The sequence below is a fragment of the Fervidobacterium gondwanense DSM 13020 genome (assembly GCF_900143265.1).
GTDB classification, from domain to species: domain Bacteria; phylum Thermotogota; class Thermotogae; order Thermotogales; family Fervidobacteriaceae; genus Fervidobacterium; species Fervidobacterium gondwanense.
Window position 1 is genome coordinate 1 of record NZ_FRDJ01000008.1, and the last position, 18,276, is coordinate 18,276.

An 18,276-nucleotide genomic window follows, 5' to 3' on the forward strand; every position below is an offset into this window, starting at 1 on the left:
TACCTTGAGGAGAGTTCTCAACAGTCCCACTACCGATGAAATCAGAAAAGAAAGAAAGATAGTTCTTTGAGACATCAATAGCTAAAATAGCCAAAGGAATCACCTCCGGATTGAGTACAGCCTTACAACCTCGCGGTACATAAGAAAACGAGGCAAAACATTTTCCGGCAAGTAAAAAGCTGTACTCTAGTTAGGCAATCTTATTTAAGAGAACAAAGTCTCAAGGAGGGGCAACCTGAAACTATTTTACCAGAGGTGTTAAAAAATATGCATTCAATTTTCAAAGACCAATTTTAATTTTTACCGAACTTATTATACGAGGAGGGTAGTAGATATCCTCTGGCATAAGCTTTACAACGCGCTCTACTTTACTGACTCCTATGCCAAATAATTTATTACCATTTCTGATAATCAAGAACCTTTTTTGTGTTTTATCAGTTTTACCTGCAAGCAAATATTCAGAACTTACGACTGGTACTAACACACCGTCAAATTCAATTTTACCGATCACTTCTTTTGGAGCGTTGGCAACAGTGTGAACTTTTGCGTCCTTGATTATGTACTGAATTTCTGAAGAGCTGACAGCATAACTATTCTTGCCTGATGAAAAAATTACGAACTCGTTTTCAGAAGTTTTTTGGAGCACTTCTTGCTCTGCCTTAATTATTTTTCCTTCCGCAAATTTTTCCTCTTTCATGTATTTTTTAAACAAGCTTTGAACATTCAATATGTTTATAACCACACCTTTTTCGACGTACTGATGCGAAACTATTACCCCTTCTGGTTCATTAGAGTGTTTCAAATTGTTGCCTTCTACCTCCATTATGCCTTTCACTCTGTCGACAATTATCCCTATTTCAAGACCTTCGTTGTTCAATATAACTATTCTTGCGTTTTGAAAGTTCTCCTCTCCACCCACAGCTTTTTCCGAATCTTTGATGAGTATTTTCAAATCGACTACTATCAGAATTTTTCCGTAATAATTTACAAGCCCTGCAACTTCTTCTGTTGCGAGTGGTAACGGTGTTATGTTTGATATTTGAGCAATGCCTGAGACAAAATTCAAAGGAACGGCAAAATCATTTTCTTCTAAAGCAAATACGAGCATCTTCTCAGAGGGCATCTTTTTCCCTCCTACTTAACTATCTTTCGCAAGTTCTCAACGACATCAATTATTTCTTCTGAAACTTCATTTATCACATCAAGACCAGCGAGTTTGTTATTCATTGCCAGAGAGGCTTGCTCAATAGAGAATGCTGAATCTACAATGGCTATTTTCAGTTGTTCGAGCGCTTTGTTGCTTTCCTCTATTGCAGAGTTCACCGAATTCAGCTCGCTGCTCATAGCATTAAATGCGGTGTCAAGTGAAGTTATCTTTTCCTTGAGATCTTCAGTGTATTCAATTGCAAAATTCGACTTCTCAATTTCCTGTTCAGTTTCTTTAATAGAAGATTCTAACAAGTCCCATATTTTCGAGGCTGTTGGCAGGATCTTTTGGAGATGATTTTTCATTTGTTCGGCATTGTTTTCAATTTCCAAAGCCAAATTTCGAATGTCGTTGGAGAGAACGATAAAGTTTTTCTTGTACTCTCCTGCCCTCGAGGCTTCAATGAAACCGCTGACGGCAAGTGTACCTGTCTTTAGTGCGATTTTATCTATCTTCGCGAGTATTCTTTCAACGTCATCGAAGTATGTCCTTATTTTTCCGATGCCTTGAAGGAGTTTATCCAAAATATCATTTATATTAATTAGTTTTGCACTAAGATCTTGTACGGCGGAGAAATTTGCCTCTACAAATCTCAAGAGTTCTGGTATCATTCCTTTGTTATCGTTGACCATTTTCGTTATGTCAGTAGATTGATTCACAAGTTTTCCAGCTATATTTGAAAGTTTTTCAACCATCTGACTCAAGAACGAGGACGATTTAGTAAGCTGATTAAGAGCTGCTCCAACTTGATGACTCGATGTTGAAATGTCCTGAACATAATCGCGCAATTCCCTTGCCGCGTTGGAAAGTTTCTGAGTTAGTAAAGGCAGATTTTTCGATGACTTTAACTCGCCCGAGAGAGAAAGCAAATTCTGTGAGTATTTGTTAAGGTTTGCAAAAGTTTTCACCTCTTGATTGAGCGCTGTTGAAGATTGTATAGTAGCACTTGCTATCTGCGATGCCTGTAGCTCAACTTCGAGGAAATTCCTCAGCATTTGATCAGACAGTTCCTTTACGAGATCAAAATCCTCGTTTTGCTTTGAGATGCTGGAAATGAGATCCTGAAATTTGGTTGTTATCTCATCTAAGATTTGTGAAATCGCATCGCCTGTCTTTTTCAAATCTTGGGTAGCACTTGTCAGACTTTCACTGTTGTTTGCTATATCATTTGATGCCTTTTGCAGATTGTCGAAGACTGATTTTGCGGTCTCTGCCTGCTTTTCCGCTTCTTGGGCAAGATTTCTTATTTCATCGGCGACAACGGAAAAGCCTGCCCCCACTTCTCCCGCTCTGTTAGCTTCTGTTGCTGCATTCAAAGAGAGGATAGTTATGTCATCCGCTATGTCCAAAACGTCGCTAAGAATATGCGACAAATCAGCCAATTCTCTGCCAAGCGTACTGACAACGTTTAGAATCTCTGTGTTTCTTTTATTAATTATGTTAGCGGTTTTAATTATGTCTTGGATATAAAATGACGTGTTTTGCGATAACGTTTGCGAGTTCTCAGCATCTTCTTTAATTTTGGAGAGAGAGGCTTTTATACTTGCTACCGATTTGTTTATTTCGTTAACTGCTATCTTTGATTCTTCGGCTGTGGAAGCGTATTCTTGAGCCATTGTTGCCAACTGTTCCATTGTTTTTTGTATTTGTTGTATAGCTGCTGCGGATTCTTCGACAGTTGAGCTTAATTGCTCCGCCGCCCATATGATGCGCTCAGCAAAGGCTGTCTGTCTTGCACTCAATTTACTTTCCGATAAAGTTGTTTGCGCTTTCTGAATAGTTTCGCCGACATTCTCAGGTTTTTCCGTGCTAAGTTCTGATGGTTGTACATGAACATCTGCTATCTTCTTCTCACCATCTGGTACCTCGAGCCTCTTTTTATCCATGGTTGCCCTCCACCTCCGGTATTCTATCCTTATTTCTCAGTGACAAAGTCAAGAACTGCCAGAACCTGTCAGGATCAAGAATCAAGGCTACTGTTCCATCGCCGGTAATCGTCGTTCCGCTATAGAAGTTTCCCGGACTGCCGTATGGAAGTTCCATTCCAACATATTCGCCTTCTTCTATTATCTTATCCACAGTTAGCGCAAACCTGCTTTTTTCTGTTTTGACAATCAAAGCGTAGTATTTGCCACGTTTATCAAACGTGCTTTGCGTAGATGGACTACCTGAACTGCTGAGCAAATCTCTTGCTGAGAAGATAGGTATTAATTCCGTCATATATCTGATGAATTGTTGATTCTTGTACGAATGGATGTCTTTGATGTGGATGTTCTGTACGGCCTGGAGGTATTCCATTGGGATGGCGAATTTTCGATTTTCAACTTTAAATATCAGTGCTTTAATGTAGAGTGTATGTAGTGGTATTTTTAAACTTATTTTTGAACCCTTGGAGGGGATCCAGTCAAGATTGACCTGCCCGCCGATTTTGTTCATCGTTGACAATACTATATCCATTCCGTATCCGCGTCCGGAGATCTGACTGACTTGATCCTTTGTTGAAAATCCGGGAAGGAATATTAAATTCGCTACTTCCTTCTCTGAAAGCTTATCTGCTTCTTCCTTGCTAATAAGGCCTTGTTTCACGGCTTTTTCTTTTATCTTTTTCGTGTCAAAACCTCTCCCGTCATCGCTTATTTCAATCATTGCGAAGTTACCACTGTAGCTCGCAGAAATCTTTACAGTACCGGTTTCTGGTTTGCCGAATTGTTTTCGTTCTTCAGGATACTCTATTCCATGATCTACCGCATTCCTGAGCATGTGCGTTATGGGATCCACAAGTAACTCTACGATATCTCTATCAACCTCTACATCTTCACCTTCAACAATAACTTCTATTTTTTTGCCCAAGTTTTTAGCGAGCTCTCGTGTTGTTCTACGGAATTGGTTAAAAAGGTATCTTAACGGTATCTTTCTGACATCCAAAGCTACATTCGACAATTCGTACGTAAGCCTCGAAAACTTTCTCTCGAAATTCTCAATAACTTCTGCTGCATTATCAGTAAAGTGGCTTGTTCTAATAAGATGTCTGAGTTCGTTTTTCATCGTGATGAATTCACTTGCAATTTTGTAAATCTCGTAGATTTTAGTTTTTGCCACCCTTATAGTCTGGAGTTCTGAAGAGATTGGTGATTTTGGCTTTTCTGACTCTATTCGCGTTTTAGGTGTTTCTTGACGCTTTTCAGGTGCGATTCGCGGAGCCTCTTTGAGAATTGTATTCAGTTGTTCTAACGCACTCTTTACATCGCCTGAATCTAAGTGTTCCTTTATACTTGAAACGCGCAATGCTTCTTCTTTTCTGCCAAGTCTTTCAAATGTTTCGCAAATTGTTTCCGCCAAACTCAATGCGATTCGGGAAGTTTCTGATTTTTCAATCGGAGTTTTTGAATCAAAATTGTTCAAAAGATTCATAAGCTCTGAAATCAGGTCATTTATCTGCGATTCTGATAAAGCTTCAGTTACTTTATATGGTTGTACTTTTGGTTTCTCGTGTTCTTTCTTACTGGTTGTTTCTGACAGTCTTTCCAGTAAAACGTTAAGTCTCTCGGTTTCTTCAAAAGGTGTATCGGAAGATATGGCGTTCTGAAATTCTACAATAATATCGACTATTTCATAAAGAATTTCAATATCAGCATTTTCACCCAACTGAATTTTGCTCGACACGTACGTTTCAGCCAAATGCACTAATTCTTGGAGATTTTTGATGTTTTCTAACGACTTTATGATGTTTCCGATTTCTTGAGATAGGGAAAGTACCAACCTTGCACCACCTTTTATGCTGTGAAAAGTTCTCATGATAGAGTGGGCTACGTCCTTTTCAAATGTCTTTTCATAATCCTGGATAAGTCGATCTAATTCCTGTATTCTATCTTCAAGCTCGTCTAAAAAATCTTTAAGAGTACTTTGTGCGAGTTCATGCTCGAATTTTTTCTCCTGTGTACTTGTTTGCTCTTCTTGTTTGCCTTCTGTGTTAGTGTTCTCTTTAACATTTTCCTCATCCTTGCTGTAACTCTCTTCTTTTTGTTCCGAAGGCTCTTCGTTTAGTGATTTTGCCTGAGTCAAAAGATTGCTGAGTTGAAAATTCTCTGGTTTTATCTCTATAAATTCTGTGCTTTCGCGTACTATATCCTCAAGCTGAGAGCATATTTTCCGCACTTCGTTAATGCTGTCAAACATAAAATCGATAAGTTTGTGTGTTGGCTCAACGCCTGAATTAAGAACGTCTTTCAGTGAGCTCTCAATGAAATGTGAAAGTTCTACGACATCTTGCAATTGTAGGAAACCTACAACGCCCTTAATAGTGTGGAAAGCCCTTATCAAGTCAGTCAGCTGTGATTCAGACCACTGGTTTATTACTATTATCTCTTCTGCTTTTGAAAGCAACGTCTCCACCTCTTCAATTATTGCACGAACTATCTCAAATTCTTCTTTTTGGAATTTCATCCTTTTCCTTCCTCCAATATTTGTTTTACCAATTCTATGATGGAGTCTGGTAGAATTGGTTTTATTACGTAGGCACTTGCACCAGATTCCTGGCAACTCTTTGTTCATTCCTTTCATCTACAGTGGTAACAACTATTATCGGTAAATTAAGCGACAGCTCTTTTCGTATTCTTTTTATCATAGTTATGCCGTCGAGTACCGGCATGTTTATATCGGTGATTATACACCTTATTGATGAATTCTGTGGGTGTGATACCAATATTTCAATAGCCTGTGAACCATCCACGGCTTCTAAAACCTCATAACCTGCGAATCTAAGTATATGCGCAAGGTAGTTTCTTGTAGTTTTGGAATCATCGACAATCAGGATTTTAGAGCTCATCTGTCATCACCATTCCTGTAGGTTTTTGATAAACAACCACATTGTTTATCCTTCTTGTGTTGAAAGAAGTGGATATCCGCGCCAAAGACTCTACTTGACTTAAGAAGAGAAAGCCTCCCGGAACAAGCATTCTGTAAAATGTTTGGATGACATCTTTTTTGGATATGTCAGAGAAGTATATCAGAACATTCCTGCAAAATATGAAGTCATAGTTTTGACCAAGCATTAACATTCTTTCAGTGTCCATAAGGTTAACCTTGTAGAACTTTACAAAACGCTTTATTTCGCTATTTAAGACATAAGAGTTTCCATCTTTGAAAAAATACTTCTCCAAATATTTAGACGGTACATTCCTAACATCTCGTTCTTGATAAACACCTCTTACCGCCTGTTTTAATACGTTATCATCAATATCAATTGCATCGACCCAATAGGAAAAATCATCTTCTAACATTTCTCTCAAAATGATTGCAAGTGTGTAGGGTTCTGCGCCATTCGAACAGCCAGCCGAAAGGACCTTGAATGTTCTATTGCCGTTTTCTATTAATTCCGGGATACAATACTCTGCAAATGTTTGAAGCTGTGGAAATTCCCTAAAAAAGTATGTTTCATTGATGGTGATGCTCTGTATCAATTCATTAAGCTCACTTTTATCTTTATCCAAGAATTTTAAATATTTGAGGTATTCCCTGAAATCATCGATTCCAAGAACTTTTAGTCGTTCTTGCAACTTCAAGTTTGTTATGTACAGCTGTTCGTCATTGATGTAGATTCCACATTTCTGATAAACGATATCCCTTATTTCCTTAAATTCTCTGTAGCCAAGTTCCAAAGTCATTCACCCCAGGAGAATATGTTTGAGAAACTAATAGTCACTTTCTAAGTTATGCAATGCCCGCATTGCCGCTACGTACAATGCAGCTTGTTCAAAGCCTTCAAGATTCTTTGATGCATCCTGGATTATTTCAAGTATTCTTGGCTTTACATGTCCGCATGATTTTAGGATGTCTGAATTTGCTGATCCGATAAAATCTAAGACAGCTACGACGATGTATTTGTCTTTGTTATCAAGGAGTTCTGAAATATTTGAAATTAAGTAATCGGGTTCAAAATGAGCCATTAACCGTACAAGTTCGTATTTATTAACAGAAGGCGTTTGCTCAGAGTTGAGTAATTCGCAAGTGTATTTTATAAGCTTCAACTTCTCTGGCTTGTCCAATGAAGCGGCATACTTTGAGGTGTATGATTTGAGGAAGTCTATTAATTCCTTGTAATAAATGTCCTTCTGCTCGATGGCCTTTTCAATGAATTCGATGTCTTCTTTTCTTGATATGGCGCTCAAAAAACGCAAAAAGGAGGGGAGTATTATTGGGGTATAAATATCTATCGGAGAGATTATCGATGGGAGTTTTGTAAAGCAGGTTTCGTCGCAGATTTTCTCAAGTGATTCTAAAGCTGTAGATATAAGCATCGGTTCATTTATTCGGTTCATAACGTCTATCATTTTGTCTACATACTTTGACTCGTAGTATTCGCCTATATATTCGACAGCAGCTATAACGTTGTTCAGCTCCGGATCATCTAATCCTTTTGCAATTATTTCTACCGCATCAGGACTTTGCGTCATGTTTAATATATCGAGTGCATGTTTTCGAATATGCTTGTTTGGATGCTCGACTAATTTTTCCAATGCTTCCCTCGAAGCTGGCCAGATTTGGGCTAATATAACCGACCCAACATTCCTCGCATGTGCATTTTCCGAGAAGAGTAAGGTTGCTACTTTATCCGCTATGTCAGGCGACTGAATCTTGGAAAGGATCAAAGAAGCTCGTTCAATGAGAACTCGTGGACTATCTGAATTTAGTATATTGAGTAGGAAATCTATATCATCGTCCACGTAATTTTGCGTGATAATGTTTTTTTCTATTTTATCAAGCTTTTGAAATGTACCTTCTTCATAGGGGAGCATCCTATCCCTCCTGGGTGTTGAAAGTTCACATGAATATTATATCACTTTTTTATTTGTAAATACAGCTTAACAAAGAGTGCTTTTTTATGATGTATGGTAAAATTATTCAGTAGAATATGTATTCTAATTCAAAAGGTGTGAGTGACTATGAACAGGTACTTATTGCTCGTTGTTGTAGTGATCTTTGCTTCATCTACATTTTTTCCTTACAATGTTTCATTTAAGAACTCCGTCGTTACTTCCGGCGGTCCGGTGACAATGTTGGAACTCACCGAGGCTTCAGACACTGATGTACCACCAGAAGTGCTTGAAAAGATAATCGTTGCATACTTGCCAGTTGGCAATTCGATATTGCTAAACAAGAGATATCTCGTGAATCTAATAAAAAAACGCGTCGGAGTTGTTGATGCTGTAATTGATGACGTGCCTGTCTTTGTACAAGCGAGGGCAACAGAGGTCAATCTTGAAGGCAGACAACAGGATATTTTAGATAGTCACTCATTACCTCAGAGAGTCATAGAAGAGTTATCAAAACACTATCCCAAAGATACCGTTTTCAAGTTGAAGAGCCAGACAGGTCAGTTGTTAGAGCACGATAGTTATCAAATTTCCGTTCAAGTTTCAAACAAAGCGTATCCGTTTGTTAGGGTGACATTCAAAAAGTCCGGCCGGACGGTTGGTTATGTGACTCTACAGTATGATGCTATCTTAATTAGGAAGGTGGCATCTGTAAATAGAAAAGTAGATAAGGGAGAAATTATAGGTGTAAACGATGTAAAGTACGTTGAGGTCAATGTTTTAACCTTAAATAAAGTCCCTGTTTTTGAAGAAGATTTGCCACTCATGACTGATAAGGTCTTTCTCAAAGACGAGATTTTGGATCAAAGGTATATGAAAGATGTCCCGATTATCGTCAAAGGTCAGCTTGTTAAAGCTTATAGTGTTGTAGGTGGAATAATGGTATCAACGTTAGTACAAGCTTTAGAGCATGGGTATGTAGGGAACGTAATTAGATTGAAGAATTTGGATAATGGGGCAATAATAACAGGTACTGTGAAAGAAGACGGAAGTGTGAGCGTTTTGGAGGTGAAGTGACTCGTGAAGAAGATAAACTATCTAAGTTTTGTTGTTTTCTTTATTCTGTTTACATCCGTTGGTTTTTCAACATCTCTTTACACGTCATCCACAAATCCTCAGTTTCAAAATCTTTTAGGTACATACAAACCTTCAAAAGTTGGCGACTACGTAACTATAGCCGTTTATGAATCGCCGAGGATTTCAACTTCCTCGCAAGTTAATTCTCTTACCGGTGCGTTTATAAATGCCATAAACACTGGGACAAAGCTCGTCGGACTCGACCTGAGCAAGTATTTGCCAGCTAATTCATCGAGCACAGACAAGAGGGACAACAAGAGCCAGGCTAATGCTGTCATCGAATTAACCGCAGTCGTCAAGGAAGTGGACGCGACTGGTAAGATGTTTTTAGAAGGTAGAAAGCAGATTAAGGTGGGAAATGACCTAAGAGAGATAATAATTACCGGCTGGGTGCACCCACAGGCGATAAAACCGGGAAATATAGTAAATTCAACAGACCTCATAAACGCACAAATTTGGGAAAACGGAAAGGTTGTTTTCCAGGATGACCCGCAGCAGAGTTCTTGGCTTGGTTTGTTACTCTCTGCCATCGCAGGTTTGTTCAAGTAAGAATAGTAAGGACAAGGAAGTGATAGGTGATGAGAATGAAAAGGACGGTAGTTGTAATTCTAATCGCACTACTCAGCATATCGACAATTTTTGCAGCAAATGTGAGGATAAAAGACTTTGCAAAATTCCGCGGTGCAAGGGATAACCAGCTTTTTGGTGTTGGACTTGTTGTCGGTCTAAACGGTACTGGTGATAGCGGTACTTTGAATTCAACACTCCTGGCGAATATGATGAAAAATTTTGGCATAAGTGTGAATCCAAACGACTTAAAAACGAGGAACGTCGCTCTTGTCATGGTCGTTGCTGATATACCACCGTTCTATAAATCCGGCATGAGGCTCGATGTTGAAATAGCAAGTATAAATGATGCGAAGAGCTTGAGAAATGGGATTCTTGTTCAAACACCGTTGTACGGTGCTGATGGAAATGTATATGCCGTTGCACAAGGTCCAGTTTCGGTTGGTGGCGAAGAAGTTAAAGGGACTGCAAACCTTCAAAAGAGATTTCCGGTTGTAGGCTACATACCGGGTGGTGCTATAGTTGAAAGAGAGATACCAATGAGCATCGTTGATGCTAATTCTATTACGATACTTTTGGATAGACCTGATTTTACAAACGCTGCAAGAACAGCTGTGGCAATAAATACAAAATTCGGAGTTAATATTGCAAAAGCAGTCGATGCAGCGAGCATAAAGGTGAATATACCGAACGTATTCGCTGATGATGTGATTTCTTTCTTGGCGCTCTTAGAAGAGATAGAAGTTCCACTTGATACAATCGCACAGGTTGTAATTAACGAGCGAACTGGGACAATTGTCTTCGGTGGGGACGTGAAGATTTCTGATTTCGTACTTTCTTATGGTAATTTCGTCGTTGTTATATCCAACGGTCAGATAGGCGACAAGCAGGCAACGATTGGAAACCTTGTTACAGCGCTTAAATCACTCGGCGCAACACCACAGGATATTATCGCAATCGTCCAGGAACTGTACAAAGCAGGTGCGCTCTTTGCTCAGCTGAAGATTATGTGATGTGAAACTCTCTGTTATTATGGAGGGAGCGGAAAATGGGAATTGATATAAAGAAAATAGAGCAACTTACAAAGAATTTCAATTCGCCAGAATATCAAAAACAGCTCCGGAAGGTCTCCGAGGAGTTTGCTGCTTGGTACGTGTACGAGGTATTCAAAAAGATGTATGATACAGTACCAAAGAGTGGACTTTTACAGGAAAGCTTTGGCGAGCGCTGGTTCAGAGAGATGCTCTTGCAACAGTACTCACTAAAAGCTGCAAGAACAGACTTAAAGGACTTGTCGGATATGATATACAGAAGCTTGGGCGGTAAGACCTTGAGCGAAGATGTTAACTCGGCTAAGAGTTTCGAGAATAAAATGAATATGTTAAACGCCCTGAACTCTCTGATTTCTCAAAATAAGGAATCTGGAGAGTGACGGCGAGCTGAAAAGTGTGAACTCACCTGAATTTCCTATCACTACGTACTGACTTCCTATCCTGTTAAGTGCACTTCTCAGCAAGTATGCCTTTGTCTTCACTGAAAATTCAGCACTTGCCTCGGCGTTGACTGAACCTTTGTATGCAATCGAGCCTTGCTGGGAGACTACAACGATTTCATCATGCCTTGAGTACACCTCTACATCGGAGAACCTTCCTGAGATGAGTGAACGGCGCAGAAGCCTTTGGATTTGTTCTTTGTACACGCGTGCGACAGGTACAATACTCCGCACGACTTCCCTAATTCTATCAGGTGCCCGCTCAGGTCTATCTCCACATATCGTGTAAACATCACCGCAGTATATAAGAAGCTTATCTGAATTTGGGTTATAAGAAAGCTCTATACTGTCGGTTTCTTCTGTATCTAATGCTTTTAGAAGATGTCTTGTTGAAACGTACGGAATGCTCAGAGAGAACCTTTCTGGTTTTTCGCCCGTACCATCGGATTGCTCATTTGTAGGCCTATTCTCAATCTTTGAATATGCAATAAGCCCAAGATGGCTTGATACAATCTCAAGTCGGTCAAAAGCGTAGAATAAATCTGTATAGCTACCTTCTTCAAGAAAGCATGAAACAAAATCAAGCTCAGAGAGGATACGCTTTTTTTGGAAAACTACTTTGTTCTCAAACCTTGGTAATTTAATCTCTTCTTGTATAAAGTTCATTCTCAGGCGCAAAAGCTCATTTTGGGACTTGAGCGTAAGTATTCCATCTTGGAATGACAACGTGAGTTTACCGTTCAGTTCAGATACGAACTGTTTCACAACATCGAGTGGTATCTCGAACGGATGGAGTGATTTGTAGAAAAATGTGGTGAGAGGGAAGAATCCGGTAAAGCAACCATCTGAAGCTTTCAGATAAAGCTTCTCATTTTCCGCAAAGAATGTGAGCTTTCTCATAGAAGGCTCAAGTGTGCCGCAAACCTTATCTGCCTTTTTGATAGCTTGCCTGATTTGTTCTGAGTCGACCTCGATTATGTAATTTCCCACCTATCTCACCACTTGCTCACCACTGAATTCCTACCATTTTCTTCACCATTCATCTCCAATCATTTCAAAGAGATTTGGCGACGGTTCAAGTCCCAGTCCATCGTTTTTGCCGTCTTCAAGCAATGCCATTCCAGCACGGGCTATCATTGCGGCGTTGTCTGAGCAAAATTCAAGAGGAGGAATGAAAAAGTTAAATTCCAAAGTGTATTCAGCAAGTTTCTCGCGAAGGCGGCTATTCGCAGCAACGCCACCTGCGAGGACTATATTTTCTATTCCGAAATCCTTAGCTGCTTTTGTGGTTTTGTGCAACAACACATCGATCATTGCTTCTTGAGCACTTGCTGCGAGGTCTTTAATCGGAAGTTCTTCAATCCCTGCATCCTTTAATCTCTTGATTTCGTAGAGCACGGAAGTTTTCAACCCGGAGAAGCTGAAGTCGTAGTCGGGATCGTACATCTTCGGTCTTGGAAATCCAAAAGTCTTTGGATTACCATCTTTTGAAATCCTGTCGATTTCTGGACCGCCAGGATATCCAAGTCCAAGCAGCCTTGCAACTTTGTCAAAAGCTTCACCGACTGCGTCATCTACGCTTCTACCGATTATCTTTATGTGCATCGATTCATTGACTTTCAGTATTAACGTATGCCCTCCCGAAACCATCAATACGATGTACGGAGGTCTGAGTTCTGGGTAAGCGAGATAATTGGCATAAACGTGTCCAACGATGTGATTCACACCAACAAGAGGTTTGTTGTATCTTATAGCGAGTCCCTTGGCAAAAGAAACGCCAACAAGGAGTGCACCGATAAGTCCAGGACCTTTCGTAACTGCTATTCCATCGATTTCATTGATGTCTATTTGTGTTTCTTTCACGAGTTGAGAAAAAAGAATCGGGAGCTTTTTCAAATGCTCCCTTGCAGCGATTTCCGGCACAACTCCGCCGAATTTCTTATGAGTTTGTATCTGCGAATAGACAAGGTTAAGAATAACATCGTTGTTGTTAACAAGTGCAATCGATGTTTCATCGCAGCTTGTTTCTATTCCGAGTACGAGCATGTCAGATTCCTCTCATTATGCTGATTCTTTCATATATATCTTCGGCTTTTCGCGTTTTGTTACGCATTCTTCTGTGATGATAACCTTTTCAACCGCTTTGAGGTCTGGTATATCGAACATGATGTCTATCATTACCTCTTCAAACACGCTCTTTAAGGCTCTTGCGCCAGTTCCCCTTCTCAGTGCTTCCTTCGCTATGGCGTACAGTGCCTCTTCCGATATCTCAAGCTCAACGCCATCAATTTCGAAGAGTTTTCTGTACTGTTTAAGAACGGCGTTCTTTGGCTCTTTGAGGATGCGAACCAAGTCTTCAACGCTGAGGTCACTGAGCGTACCTATGACTGGGAACCTTCCTACGAATTCCGGCATGAGTCCGTACTGGACGAGGTCATCAGGCGTGACATGCTTGAGTATCTCGCCAAGGCTTAATTGCTCTTTGCTCTTTATTGGTGCGTTGAATCCGATTGTGCTGCCTTCGATTCTTCTCTTGATTATCTCATCGAGTCCGTCGAAAGCACCGCCGACGATGAAGAGTATGTTAGTCGTGTCAACTTTAATGAATTCTTGATATGGGTGCTTTCTTCCACCTTGCGGTGGAACGTTTGCGATTGTTCCCTCGACAATTTTTAGTAAGCCTTTTTGGACACCTTCACCACTTACATCTCTTGTTATAGATGGGTTTGGCGATTTTCTTGCAATCTTGTCTATTTCGTCTATGTATATGATTCCGTACTGTGCGCGTTCAACGTCAAAGTTCGTCACTTCGAGCAGTCTCAATACAACGTTTTCAACATCTTCACCGACGTATCCAGCTTCTGTTAGAGGTGTTGCATCTGCGATTGCGAAAGGCACATCAAGAATCTTGGCAAGGATTCTTGCCATCAATGTCTTACCGCTTCCTGTTGGTCCTATGAGGATTATATTCGATTTCTCAATCTCGACATCTGACGTGTCTTTACCGAAGAACACACGCTTATAGTGATTGTATACCGCAACGGAGAGTATCTTCTTAACGCGCTCCTGTCCGATTACGTACTTATCGAGCTCCGCTTTTATCTGTGATGGAGTTGGTAATTCTTTCCTTTCTCTTGTACCTATTCCTGCTGGTTTAATTTTCTTATCACTCTGCAATATATCGTGGAAGAGCTCAACACACTCGCTGCAGATGTAGACATTTCCGGGTCCTGCTATGAGTTTTTCCACCTTATCCGCTGCGCGTCCGCAGAAAGAACAAAACTTTTGGGCCATACCTAACCTCCTTCAAACTTACCTTATCCGATTCGGCTTTCGAACAGATAGCAATACTATTATACGATGATATTATAAACCAAAATAAAAGTTTTTACAAATTCTAAGAAGTTAAGAGTAAATAAAATTTTGTTAATAATAAAAACCGGCACCATTGGTGCCGGGATTTCTGCTTTTTATGTTGATTACTCCACCGTCACGCTCTTTGCCAGGTTTCTTGGCTTGTCTGGGTCGTAGCCTCTCTTATCGGCTATGTAGTAAGCAAACAATTGAATTACTGGTGCGATTACCAACGGGTACAGATCTTCATGGACTTCAGGTACGTACAGTACATCGTGCGATATCTTCTGTATTTCGGTGTCGCCTTCGGTAGCGATTGTGAGTATCCTTGCGTTTCTTGCCCTTGTTTCTTCTATGTTACTCCTCATTTTTTCATACAGACTGTCTTTTGGAGCTATTGCGAACACTGGGAATGTTGGGTCGAGGAGTGCTATAGGACCATGTTTTAATTCGCCTGCGGGGTATCCAACGGCGTTGATGTAGCTTATTTCTTTCAGTTTGAGAGCACCTTCGAGCGCAGTTGCCGTGTTTACTCCTCTTCCGATATACATGAAGTGTTGGTAGTTTTTGTAGTGGTCAGAAACTCTTTCTATCTCTTTATTTGAGATTATCTTCTTTATAAGATTTGCCGACGAAACTATTTGTTTTGCAATCTTTTTGTGCTCTTCTGTCCAGAGGTTTCTTTTCTTAATCATGTAGAGTGCAAGTGTGTAAAGGAGTATAAGCTGGTTGACGTAAGTTTTGGAAGCGGCAACACCGATCTCTGGACCTGCGTTCATATATAAAGTAACGTCGCTTTCTCTTGTGATTGTTGAACCAACGACGTTAGAAATGGCGACGACTTTTCCGCCGGCTTTTTTAACAGCTCTTATGCTTTCAAGCGTGTCAGCTGTTTCGCCAGATTGCGATATGGCTATGGTCAGTGTTTCATCGTCAATTCTTATCGGTCTGTATCTGAATTCGGAAGCAACGTCTATCAGGACGTCGACGTTAAGGTATTTTTCTGCAAAGTACTTGAACACTAAGCCTGCATGGTAGCTTGTACCGCAAGCTACGAGGAGTATTCTCTTTATCTTTTCTATATTAAATTCATCGAGTTCGTGCATGACTGGATTGTAGTCGTCGTCAAAGCGTCCGACCAACGCGCTTTCTATCGATTCTGGTATTTCATCAATTTCTTTGAGCATGAAGTGTTTGAATCCGCCTTTTTCAGCGGCAGATTCGTCCCAAGTGATGTTTGTATGTTTTCTTATCACAGTATTACCCGAAAAATCTGTGATTTTCATTTTGTTGCCTTCTATAAACACAACATCGCCGTCTTCGAGGAAGACGACATCTCGTGTGTATTTGATGATTGGCGTGACGTCAGAAGCTAATACGCAGAGTTCGTTGTTGCAACCGACAACAAGCGGGCTTCCTTTTCTTGCACCAACCATTACGTTAGGATGGTCTGAGTGGATAACAGCTATTGCGAATGCACCTTTAAGGTGTTTTAAGGTATCAAGAACAGCCTTGTATAAATCACCCTTGTAATTTTCCTCTATTAAGTGGGTTATTACTTCTGTATCTGTTTCTGATTTAAATTTATGACCTTTCTGGATAAGCTCCGTCTTTAGCTCTTGGTAATTCTCGATTATTCCATTATGCACAACTGCTATTTTGCCTGTACAGTCTGTGTGTGGGTGTGCATTCCTATCGCTCGGAGCACCATGCGTAGCCCAGCGTGTGTGCGCAATCCCGCCCTTTATGACTTTATTTTCTTCAACAACACTTCTTAAAGTATCAACACGACCAACGCTTTTGCTCAAGAAAAGTTCCTGACCGTTAACAGCTGCCAATCCAGCTGAATCATATCCTCTGTATTCGAGTTTTTTTAGTCCGTCAATTAGATCAGTTACCTTAAATTCATGTCCAATAATTCCAACAATTCCGCACATTTATTTCCACCCCTCAAGTTCCCTTTTTAGATTTTCGTTCAGCCCGCCTTCGACTCCTTTTAAGGCAACGTTTAAAGCGTTTTTGATGGCTATTCTATCTGAGTTGCCGTGTGCTTTAACGACTATTCCATCGACGCCTAAGAAAAATGTGCCACCATAAGTTCTTGGATCCAAGTTTTTCTTGAGTTTTTTTAGCACTCTCGAGAACAGGAAAGCCCCTAAAATTCCATCAATGCTCTTTTTGGCTTCTTGCTTTAATATATGTGAAATGAGTTTCGCAACCCCTTCCATTGTTTTCAAAGCCACGTTTCCGGTGAAACCATCAGTTACGACAACGTCTACAGTTCCAAGAGCTATGTCGTTTCCTTCAACATTCCCGTAAAATGTATTATCGAATCGCTGTTTTAAGAGCGCATAAGCCATTTTTTGCATCTCGGTACCTTTATTTTCTTCTGTACCGACGTTTAGTAGACCTACTTTTGGGAATCTTTTCCCGAGAATCTTAGCGTATTCGATGCCCATTGCAGCAAATTGTGGTAAGTAATCAGGTCTTATTTCAGCATTTGCACCGCCATCAATTAAGACAGTGAAGCCGTTCAAACTTGGAATCGGGACTGCAAGTGCCGGTCTTTCTATTCCGGGAATTCTTCCAACCACAAGTGTAGCGCAAGCCAATAATGCTCCCGTATTTCCAGCGCTTACAAAAGCATCAATTTTTTTATCTCTGAGCAACTGAGCACCAACATACATGGAGCTTTCTTTTCTTCTGAGCGCGTCCGTTGGTTTGATATCCATAGGCAGGTAATCTCTGGCTATTTCGATGGAGAAATAGCTCTTGAGCGGATGGTTCTCAAGATCTTTTAAATCATTTTCAGTACCTATAAGCACGAGGTGGACATGTTTTTTTGATTTTTTAATTTCCTCGGCAAACAACAAAGCGCCGGCTTTCGTCTCTTCCGGCGCCTTATCTCCACCCATTACATCCAGTGCTATGCGAATCATTTCGCTACCTCAAACACCTGCTTCTTGCCGTAGTAGCCGCAGTTGAGGCATACTCTGTGTGGTTGTTTTGGAGCGCCACAGTTTGGGCATGTTGTCACTGCAACACTGAATGCTTTGTAAATCTTTGCTCTTTTGTGGTGTGTTCTGCTGTGAGAACGTTTCTGCTTTGGTACTGCCATGGTTATCCCTCCTGTTTATTCTTGATTTTCAACAATTTTTCGAATCTCGGATCTATATTTTCCTTTGGAGCATGTTCGCAAACATGGTCAGGCTCTTCGTTCAAATCGGCACCACAATATGGACACAACCCCTTACAGTCTGGGTTGCAAACAAAAACATCCGGCGCACTGCTTACAATGGCCTCGACAATTCGCTCTTCTAAGTCTATTATATCACCATTCAGTGGTATTTCGTTAGTGAGATCTTTGAGCTCCTCATTTCTTGGAAGCTGTTTCTTCTGAAAAGTATACACCGCTTCGATGACTCCGTCAATGTACATTTCAGATATTTTCAAACATCTGTCACAAGGTCTCTCAACATATCCTCTGACATATCCGCCAAGAACTATTTTATCATCAGCATGAGCGAGCACCATTCGAACTTTGAAACCATCGTGTAAAACTTTATAGGTGCCGGTGTGGAGTTCTATGTTCTCAGGTTTGTAGTATCCTTCAATAACCTTTCCTTTTTCTTTTATTACCTCTTTCACATTGATTTCCCACATTGAAATCACCTCGGAACTTTGGTATGATAATTATAGCCTGTTTT

The 18,276-nt window shown here is 40.4% G+C and carries 17 protein-coding genes; 4 read left to right on the forward strand and 13 right to left on the reverse strand.

What is annotated here, in order from left to right; genetic code table 11:
* Positions 1-280: 280 nt before the first annotated feature.
* From BUA11_RS07125 to BUA11_RS07150, 6 genes are all read right to left on the reverse strand, one after another.
* The gene (locus BUA11_RS07125) at positions 281-1,123 is read right to left on the reverse strand and encodes a chemotaxis protein CheW (RefSeq protein WP_072759926.1); all 843 of its coding nucleotides are present in this window, start codon (positions 1,121-1,123) and stop codon (positions 281-283) included.
* Positions 1,124-1,134: 11 nt separating this feature from the next.
* Positions 1,135-3,093 (reverse strand): methyl-accepting chemotaxis protein, encoded by a 1,959-nt coding sequence (locus BUA11_RS07130; RefSeq protein WP_072759928.1) that lies wholly within the window; start codon positions 3,091-3,093, stop codon positions 1,135-1,137.
* Positions 3,086-5,650 (reverse strand): chemotaxis protein CheA, encoded by a 2,565-nt coding sequence (locus BUA11_RS07135; protein ID WP_072759930.1) that lies wholly within the window; start codon positions 5,648-5,650, stop codon positions 3,086-3,088. Before BUA11_RS07135 ends, BUA11_RS07130 begins: the two co-directional genes overlap by 8 nt.
* A gap of 64 nt (positions 5,651-5,714) precedes the next feature.
* Positions 5,715-6,032: a response regulator gene (locus tag BUA11_RS07140; RefSeq protein WP_084634398.1), complete on the reverse strand. Its 318-nt coding sequence runs from the start codon at positions 6,030-6,032 to the stop codon at positions 5,715-5,717.
* The gene (locus BUA11_RS07145; protein WP_084634399.1) at positions 6,022-6,864 is read right to left on the reverse strand and encodes a CheR family methyltransferase; all 843 of its coding nucleotides are present in this window, start codon (positions 6,862-6,864) and stop codon (positions 6,022-6,024) included. Before BUA11_RS07145 ends, BUA11_RS07140 begins: the two co-directional genes overlap by 11 nt.
* A gap of 33 nt (positions 6,865-6,897) precedes the next feature.
* A complete protein-coding gene (locus BUA11_RS07150; protein ID WP_072759934.1) occupies positions 6,898-8,001 on the reverse strand; it encodes a HEAT repeat domain-containing protein in 1,104 nt (367 codons plus the stop codon).
* A gap of 147 nt (positions 8,002-8,148) precedes the next feature.
* Between BUA11_RS07150 and flgA the strand changes: the two genes are divergently transcribed.
* From flgA to BUA11_RS07170, 4 genes are read left to right on the forward strand one after another with little or no spacing between them, the layout of a single operon-like run.
* Positions 8,149-9,096, forward strand: a complete 948-nt coding sequence (gene flgA / locus BUA11_RS07155; RefSeq protein ID WP_072759936.1) for a flagellar basal body P-ring formation chaperone FlgA — start codon at positions 8,149-8,151, stop codon at positions 9,094-9,096.
* Between the two features lie 3 nt (positions 9,097-9,099).
* A complete protein-coding gene (locus BUA11_RS07160; RefSeq protein WP_072759939.1) occupies positions 9,100-9,705 on the forward strand; it encodes a flagellar basal body L-ring protein FlgH in 606 nt (201 codons plus the stop codon).
* 35 nt (positions 9,706-9,740) lie between these two features.
* Positions 9,741-10,736 carry a flagellar basal body P-ring protein FlgI gene (locus BUA11_RS07165; RefSeq protein WP_072760101.1) on the forward strand — a complete coding sequence of 332 codons (996 nt, stop codon included), beginning with the start codon at positions 9,741-9,743 and terminating at the stop codon, positions 10,734-10,736.
* A gap of 35 nt (positions 10,737-10,771) precedes the next feature.
* Positions 10,772-11,155: a rod-binding protein gene (locus BUA11_RS07170; RefSeq protein ID WP_072759953.1), complete on the forward strand. Its 384-nt coding sequence runs from the start codon at positions 10,772-10,774 to the stop codon at positions 11,153-11,155.
* Here the strand turns inward: BUA11_RS07170 and BUA11_RS07175 are convergent.
* The 7 genes from BUA11_RS07175 to BUA11_RS07205 form a co-directional block, all read right to left on the reverse strand.
* Positions 11,105-12,205, reverse strand: coding sequence for a hypothetical protein (locus BUA11_RS07175; RefSeq protein ID WP_072759955.1), 1,101 nt, complete (start codon positions 12,203-12,205; stop codon positions 11,105-11,107). The two genes, BUA11_RS07170 and BUA11_RS07175, sit on opposite strands and share 51 nt — an antisense overlap.
* Positions 12,206-12,247: 42 nt before the next feature.
* The gene (tsaD, locus tag BUA11_RS07180) at positions 12,248-13,261 is read right to left on the reverse strand and encodes a tRNA (adenosine(37)-N6)-threonylcarbamoyltransferase complex transferase subunit TsaD (RefSeq protein ID WP_072759958.1); all 1,014 of its coding nucleotides are present in this window, start codon (positions 13,259-13,261) and stop codon (positions 12,248-12,250) included.
* 15 nt (positions 13,262-13,276) lie between these two features.
* Entirely contained in the window at positions 13,277-14,509 is a 1,233-nt protein-coding gene (clpX, locus tag BUA11_RS07185; protein WP_072759959.1) for an ATP-dependent Clp protease ATP-binding subunit ClpX, read from the reverse strand.
* A gap of 185 nt (positions 14,510-14,694) precedes the next feature.
* Entirely contained in the window at positions 14,695-16,506 is a 1,812-nt protein-coding gene (gene glmS, locus BUA11_RS07190; protein ID WP_072759961.1) for a glutamine--fructose-6-phosphate transaminase (isomerizing), read from the reverse strand.
* Complete coding sequence (gene plsX, locus BUA11_RS07195) at positions 16,507-17,508, reverse strand: phosphate acyltransferase PlsX (RefSeq protein WP_072759963.1); 1,002 nt, start codon at positions 17,506-17,508, stop codon at positions 16,507-16,509. It abuts the gene before it with no gap.
* Positions 17,505-17,687: a 50S ribosomal protein L32 gene (gene rpmF, locus BUA11_RS07200; protein ID WP_072759965.1), complete on the reverse strand. Its 183-nt coding sequence runs from the start codon at positions 17,685-17,687 to the stop codon at positions 17,505-17,507. Before rpmF ends, plsX begins: the two co-directional genes overlap by 4 nt.
* Positions 17,688-17,689: 2 nt before the next feature.
* On the reverse strand, positions 17,690-18,232 hold the full coding sequence (locus BUA11_RS07205) for a YceD family protein (RefSeq protein WP_072759966.1): 543 nt from the start codon (positions 18,230-18,232) through the stop codon (positions 17,690-17,692).
* Positions 18,233-18,276 lie beyond the last annotated feature (44 nt).